This window comes from Corynebacterium mendelii, from assembly GCF_017307055.1.
Lineage (GTDB): Bacteria > Actinomycetota > Actinomycetes > Mycobacteriales > Mycobacteriaceae > Corynebacterium > Corynebacterium mendelii.
Genome location: NZ_JAFLEQ010000005.1, coordinates 90,893 through 97,987, shown reverse-complemented (window position 1 = coordinate 97,987; position 7,095 = coordinate 90,893). Strand labels below are relative to the sequence as shown.

At 66.0% G+C, this 7,095-nt stretch carries 5 protein-coding genes; 1 reads left to right on the top strand and 4 read right to left on the bottom strand.

Going from position 1 to position 7,095, the window contains the following annotated elements; translation table 11 throughout:
• The first annotated feature begins 246 nt into the window (after positions 1-246).
• Positions 247-2,604 (top strand): hypothetical protein, encoded by a 2,358-nt coding sequence (locus JZY06_RS03360; RefSeq protein ID WP_207118409.1) that lies wholly within the window; start codon positions 247-249, stop codon positions 2,602-2,604.
• 83 nt (positions 2,605-2,687) lie between these two features.
• Here the strand turns inward: JZY06_RS03360 and JZY06_RS03355 are convergent, their stop codons facing one another.
• From JZY06_RS03355 to fepB, 4 genes are all read right to left on the bottom strand, one after another.
• Complete coding sequence (locus JZY06_RS03355) at positions 2,688-3,485, bottom strand: ABC transporter ATP-binding protein (RefSeq protein WP_207118408.1); 798 nt, start codon at positions 3,483-3,485, stop codon at positions 2,688-2,690.
• Complete coding sequence (locus JZY06_RS03350) at positions 3,482-4,615, bottom strand: FecCD family ABC transporter permease (RefSeq protein ID WP_207118407.1); 1,134 nt, start codon at positions 4,613-4,615, stop codon at positions 3,482-3,484. Before JZY06_RS03350 ends, JZY06_RS03355 begins: the two co-directional genes overlap by 4 nt.
• Positions 4,612-5,682: a FecCD family ABC transporter permease gene (locus JZY06_RS03345; protein ID WP_207118413.1), complete on the bottom strand. Its 1,071-nt coding sequence runs from the start codon at positions 5,680-5,682 to the stop codon at positions 4,612-4,614. Before JZY06_RS03345 ends, JZY06_RS03350 begins: the two co-directional genes overlap by 4 nt.
• Positions 5,683-5,838: 156 nt before the next feature.
• Positions 5,839-6,936 (bottom strand): Fe2+-enterobactin ABC transporter substrate-binding protein, encoded by a 1,098-nt coding sequence (gene fepB, locus JZY06_RS03340; protein WP_207118406.1) that lies wholly within the window; start codon positions 6,934-6,936, stop codon positions 5,839-5,841.
• Between the last annotated feature and the right edge of the window lie 159 nt (positions 6,937-7,095).

Here is a 7,095-nt window from a genome sequence, read left to right as displayed (position 1 = left end):
CCGGGGACGCGTTCGTGATGAACTTCAATGTCTTCGCCGACCTGGGACGAACCCACACAGCAGACGAGGCACTATAGTGATTTTTCCCCGATCGCCCGGAGTTTTTCCCGCCCCGGGCGATCGCGGCTATTTCCGTGGGTCTTATCTGTCGTAGACTTTTGTCTTGGGGAGCTTATCTTTCCCGCCGTATTTTCTTACCTTTCGCGGCCCTGACCCAGACCTTTTCGGAAGCGAGGACCGTCGCCGATGTCCAGCAAAGATCATGCCCAGACGTTCACGGCCATTCCTAAGCCGTCGACGGCCGGGCGTGCGGTGCTCGCCATTGTGGCCTCCACGTGGTGGCTGGCCCTGATCCACCGGGTGGCCCACTGGTATTCACTGCCGGTGGTCCACCAGGCCGGTGCCCCGGCAGGTTCCGGCATCATCTACGACCACACCGCTTTTGCCGCCACCTTCGCCGCGTCGGTGGCCGCCTGTGCCCTGTCGATCGTGATCGGGGTGATTCCCCGGCTGCGGCAGCTGGCTGTGTGGGGTGCGGTTGCCGTGTCGGTTCTCGCCGTTGCCACGGTGGTGTGGGTGGCCGGGTTCCGGTGGATGACGGAAGCAGTCATGTGTGCCGGTGGTGGGGCTGTGGGGGGTTTCATGCTCGGGCGGATGGCCACCGACGGTGGCCGCTGGCTCGACAGCGGCCGCGGATTCGTCGGTGATTTCCGGGACAATCTCATTCGTGCCGGTGCGGCTGTGGCCGGTTTGACGCTGGCCGGTTTCGGCTCCCTGATCGTCATCCGGCCCGATATGGCCATCGGCATGATGGGCCCGGTCATCCCGCCGGTGTTCTACGGTGCGGTGGCCGTCTATGTCTGCTGGATGTGCTGGCGTTTCGCCACCACCCCGGCCCGGGCCGGGGTGATCGGCATCATCGTTGCCGGTGGTGCGTGGGCGATGGCTGTCACCCATCTGGATGTCGGGGTGTGGGACACACAGATGATCGGTTCCGCGGGAGTGTTTCTGGCTCTGGCGCTGGCTGTTGTCGGCGCGCCCGCCCGGTTGATCGACACCACGCTGGTGACCGCCTACGGGGAAAGCTCCCAGGAAGTGGAAAAAACCCTGTGGCGCTCCGGTATCCCCACCCTGGTGGCGGCAGTCGGGGTGGCGGTGGCCCTGGTCAGCCACGGCCGCAGCCTGCTGGTGTTGTTCCAGTCCGGCGCTGCTTCTGACTGGGGGTGGACGGTTGTCTCCCGGCCGGTTGCCGCGCAGTCCGGCTACGGTCCGGGACTGCTCATCATGGGCTACGGTGCTATCGCCACCCTGCTGTGCATCACCGCCCTGATCGGTGCGGTCCACGCGTTTTTCCTCGACCGGGAGCAATCGGCCGCGGCCCGCTACGCCTGGATTGTGGTGGCGATCATCGCCATCGGGTCACCGACCTCGCCGACGTATCCGGTGCCGCTGCTGCCGATTGTGGCGCTGCTGTTTTTGGCGGTGCATTTCATGCGCAAAACCCGGCTGGCGATCAAAGCCGATGTGTTTTCCGGCCCGTCGATGAAACCGGTGATCTGGTCGGTGCTGCTGGTGGGTCTTGCCGGGCTGATGATCTCCGGGCTGATGACCTTCGTTCCGGCCTGGGCCAGCCTGCTTTTGGGCCCGGGTTCCCTGGTGATCGCCTGCGTGATCATGGTTATCGGGCTGATTGTGGTGGTCCGCCGCATCATGGTCAACACCACCGATATTGATGGCGCCGCGACACCCACCCACCACCAGCCCCGGCCGGAGGCCGACCCGGAGACTGAACCCGCTTCTTCCGCCACGTCCCGGAAATCCCGGGACGAGGTGACGGCGGCCCTCGAGCAGCCGTTGAGCTGGACCCGCAATGTTCCGGTGATCGGCTGGTGGATCATCGGCGTGTTCGTGGCGGTGGTCGGACTGGGGTTGTTCATCCACAATGCACTGGTCAATCCGGAGACCACCTGGCCGGGCGGAGTTGCCGCGGTGGTGATTGTGCTGGTGGGGGCGGCGGTGTTTTACGCGGCCGACAATAGTGGCGGCAACCGTCTTCCCATGTGGGTCTTTGCCAGTGTCACCGGTGCTTTCGGCGCCTGGCTGACAGGAGCGAATTCGCAGTGGCTGCTCGGCCGGCTGGCCATTGACGATACCGCCGCAGGCGCGGGCGCCACCGGCCTGGTGGTTGTTGTCGTCGGCGCCGCAGGGGGCGGGGCCGCCGCTGTCGCCACCAGACGCCGGGCCGGATCCACAGCCCTGCTTGTCGCTGTTGCCGGGATGCTGCCTTACGGCCTGGCCCACTACCTATCGGATATCACCGGACTGGTGCTGCATCCGCTGGTGGCCGTTCCGGCTGTGACCCTGGCCGCTGCGGTGGCTGCCGGGGCAGCCATCGGCTGCTGGTGGGACCGCGGGCCGACAGTGGTGATCTCTGACGACTGGTTTTTCACCGACACCACTGACGACGCTGCTGTCATTGATGCCGACACCGACGACGCTGCTGACAGCGACGCCGATTCCGCTGAGGATCCGGGCCGCCGCGGCGATGACGACGACGATGATCTCGATATTGTGCTGCTCGATGACCGGCAGGCCGGGCGCTGACGACACACACCGACCTGGTGGGCGGGAGAAAAACAAAAAAAGAAAACCGTGCCGGGTTGCCGGCACGGTTTGTCTTTGTTCGTCTAGTCCGCCGGTGCGGCGGGCACGATCAGCGGGCCGCCGACAACCGGATCGTCGGTGACCACGGCCTCCATGTCGAAGACGTCGTTGAGCAGCTGCGGGGTGATGATGGTTTCCGGGGAACCGGTGGCGTGAACCGCCCCGTCTTTCATCACCACCAGATGGTCGGAGTAACGCACCGCCAGGTTCAGATCGTGCAGCACCATGATGATGGTTTTACCGGCGGTGTTTTTCAGTTTCCTCACCAGGTTGAGCACATCGATGGAATGCGCCATGTCCAGATAGGTGGTCGGCTCATCCAGAAACAGCACCCCGGTTTCCTGCGCCAGCACCATCGCGATCCACACCCGCTGCCGCTGCCCGCCGGACAGGCTGTCCAGGGTGCGGTCGGCCAAGTCCGCCACCCCGGTCATGGTCATGGCCTGGCCGACAATATCTTCATCGGTGGTTGACCACTGGTTGATCCACGACTGGTGCGGGTGACGGCCGCGCAGCACCAGATCACCGACCACCAGACCCTCCGGGGCGACCGGTGACTGGGGGAGCACCGCAATGGTGGTGGCCAGTTGTTTGCGCCGGTAGCCCGAAAGATTTTTGCCTTCAAGCTCAATGGTGCCCCGGGTGTGCGGCAGCAGCCCGGCCAGTGCTTTGAGCAGTGTGGATTTGCCGCAGCCGTTGGGGCCGATGATGGTGGTGATCGCCGCCCGCGGGAAGCTGGCCGACAGATCGTCGATAATGACGTTGCGCCCGTAGCCGATTTGGATGCCGGTGGCGTTGATCAGGGCGGAAGGGGCGGTCATGAGGTGGTCTTTCTGTTTTTGTTGATCAACAGGTACAGCAGGAACAGCCCGCCGATGGGGGAGGTGATCAGCCCCACCGGCATGGCGTTGGGAAGCCACTGGACGGCGATATCGGCGAGCGCGATAATGATCCCGCCGGTCACAGCACTGGCCACCAGCGGCGGGGTGGCGGCACCGGTCAGCCGCAGCGCGGTTTGCGGGGCGACGAAAGCCACGAACGCAATCGGCCCGGCGGTGGCGGTGGCCGCGGCCGCCAACAGGGCGGCGACCGCCAGCAGCGCCACCTGGGCTGCGGCAGTCCCGGTTCCCAGGGCAGTGGCGGTGTCATCGCCCAGTGCCAGGGCTTTGAGCACCCGGGCGGCCACCCCGGCACCGGCGGCAACCACCACCAGCAGGACAGTGATGGGGATCAGCCGCTGCCAGGAGGCGGTGGCCAGGGAACCGGCCAGCCAGAATTTGGCGGTTGCCGCATCCTCGATGTTGGCCTGGACCAGAAGATAGGTGATCCAGGCTTTCAGTAGCGCGGCAATGACAATGCCCGCCAGCACCATGCGGAAGGTGTCCACGCCGCCGCGCCAGGCGATCGCCCAGATAGCCAGGGCGGCGGCGACAGCGCCGCCGACAGCCGCCGCCGAGACGCCGATCCCGGCCAGAAGTCCCGTGCCGGTGGCCCCGGTGCCGGTACCGACAATGATCACTGTCACAGCCGCTGCCGAAGCACCATCGGTCACCCCCAAAATATCGGGACTGGCCAGCGGGTTACGGGTCACCGACTGGGTCAGTGCCCCGGATATCCCCAACGCGGCGCCGACGGCCAGGGCGGTGGCGGCCCGGGGCATCCGCCAGTCGAAGACCACCAGATGCTCCAGGCGGGTGCCACCACCGGTGACAACCACGGCGAACACATCGCCGATACCCATCGGGTAGTCGCCCCGGCCGATCGACCAGGCGGATACCACGACGGCTACGGCGGCCAGTGCAACCACGGCGAAGAAATGGCGGGGCCGCCACAGGCTGGTCACCCCCATGAGGCGGATACCCGGGAAAACCGGGCGGGTGGTGGTCTCTGCCGCCGGGTCATCCGGCCCGGTCAGGGCGGTGGTGTGGTGGGGGGAATTGGTGTGTGTCACAGTGCCTGCACCCGTTTCTTCGCGATCAGCCAGATGAAGAAGGGGGCACCTGCCAGCGCCAGCACAATACCGGCCTGCAACTCCCCGGGCCGGACAATCAGCCGCCCCAGAATATCGGCGGCCAGCAGCATGTCGGCGCCCGCCACAGCAGAGTAGGGCAGAATCCACCGGTAGTCCGGCCCGGTTAAGGAGCGGACAATGTGGGGGACCACCAGACCCAAAAAGCCCAGCGGCCCGGCCGCCGCGGTGGCCGCCCCGGCCAGCAGCGCAATGGTCAGCATGCCGGTGGTGCGGGCCCGCCGGGTGTTGACCCCCAGGCCCGCGGCAACATCATCGCCCAGATTGAGCAGATTCAACTGCGGCCCGGTGGCCAGGGCCATCACCAGCCCCGCCACAATCAGCGGGGTGACGCCGAACAGCACCGCAAAACCGCGGCCGTCCAACGAGCCGGCGGTCCAAAAACGCATCCGGTCGAGATTGTCGTCGCTGGACAACACCAGCAGCGAGGTCAGGGAAGTCAACACCGCAGAGGTGGCGGCCCCGCCCAGAATCAACGTCAGCGGGTTGAGCCGCCCGCCGCCGATACCGGCCAGGGCGAAGACCAGGCCGGTGGTGGCCACCGCCCCGCCGAAGGCCCACACCGAGGTGGAAAATACCGAGGTGACGCCGAAAAAAGCCCCCGAACACACCACCGCCAGCGCGGCCCCTGAGCTGATGCCCAAAATCGCCGGATCCGCCAGTGGGTTTCTGGTGTGGCCCTGGATCAGTGCCCCGGCCACCCCCAGCCCGGCGCCGACCACAATGGCAATCAGGGTGCGCGGGAAACGCAGCTGGGCCACCGCCCGGAAGTCGCCGCCGGCGGCCGCCGGATCAGACAGGGTGGTCCCGATCGACTGCAGGGCTTTGATTGTGGTGGCCGGATCCATGGTCCTGACGCCGATGGCCAGGGAAGCGAGGAAACCGGCAACCAGCAGTGCGGACAAAACAGCAAGCCCTCTGCTGCGGCGCCGGTGAACTCCGCCGTCGGTGGGAGGGGCATGACGTGTCGGTGAGGTGGCGTGGGGCATCGCGGCAAGCTGGACTATCTGCTGGTAGGAGGACAAAGGGGGCGCACAAAAACACACGGTGCCAGGCCCGGGCGGACAGTGCCCGCCCCGCCCGCGGTGGCGGGACGGGGCGGGGTGGTGACACTAGGGCCGGATCTTCCCCCGTGGCTGGTGGGGCTAGGCGGTGGCGTAGAGCGATTCGATGTGGTCGAGCAGATCCATCGCCGAGAAGTAGTCGATACGGAAGAACTCGGGGTTGAGCACATGGGCGTTATCACCGGTGACCAGGGCGTTGCCGGCCAGCAGCGGGTTGGCTTTCAGCTCTGCGATCGGGTCCTCGGAGCCGCGGACGTTGAGCACGAACAGGGTGCCGCCGGTCAGTGCCTTGTCGATGTTTTCCTTGGCCACGCCCTTGACGTCGGCGCGGTCTTTGCCCTGGCTGTTCGGGGCGATCAGATCAGCCGGCGGAACGGCGATCTCGAAGCCGATCTTGCTCAGCACCGCACCCAGGGCGTGGTTGTCGGTGAGGAAGTTGAAGTTGCCGTTGGGCAGCGAGGTGATGATGTCGGTGGGCTGCGGCGGCAGGGTGATCGAGGCCTTGACTTTCTCGAGCCGGTCGTTGTACTTGGCCAGGGCGGCCCGGGCCTCTTTTTCCCGGCCGGTGGCTTCGCCGAGTTCGGTGGTGATCTCCTGCCAGGAGGACTTGGTGTAGTCGATGACCACCGTCGGGGCGATCGCCGAGAGCTTGTCGTAGAGCTTGGCGGCGGAATCTTTGCCCTTGGCCGAGGCGATGATCAGGTCGGGCTGTGCTGCGGCGATGGCCTCAATATTGGCTTCCGGGCCCTGGTAGAGCGATTCCACGCCCCGCTGCTGTGCGGTGGCGGTCCACTGTTTGAAAAAGCCCTCGCCGTCGGCGACGGCGGTGTTGGGGTTGGTGCCGCCGGAGGCAACCACCGGTGCATCAATGGCCAGCAGTGCGCCGGTCAGTGTCACCGAGGTCGACACGATGCGGGTGGGTTCGGCCTCGATGGTCACATCCTGCGGGTTGCCGGCCCCGTCAACCGAGGCAATCGTGCGCGGCCAGGCCGCGGTTTGTTCAGTGTCAGCGGCGGTGGTCTGGCCGGTGGTCGGGTCCGTCGCCGCCTGACTGGTGGCGGAGCCGGTGTCGGCCGTGGTGTCGCCGCTGTCGGTTGACGAGCAGGCGCCGGTCAGCAGCAGGGCGGTCGCGCCGGTGGCGGCGGCGGCCAATTTCACGAAACGTGCCGGGGAGGTCATGGTGGAAAATCCAACTTTCACTTGTCGAAAAAGCGGTAGTATCTGATGACTGTGCGACGGTGAAGTACACAGCTGTCTGGCCACTATACAAGCCGAGGCAGTCCTAAGTTAACGGGTGTTAGTGCAGCAGTTGTCGTACCGGAACGGCCGGTGAGGCAG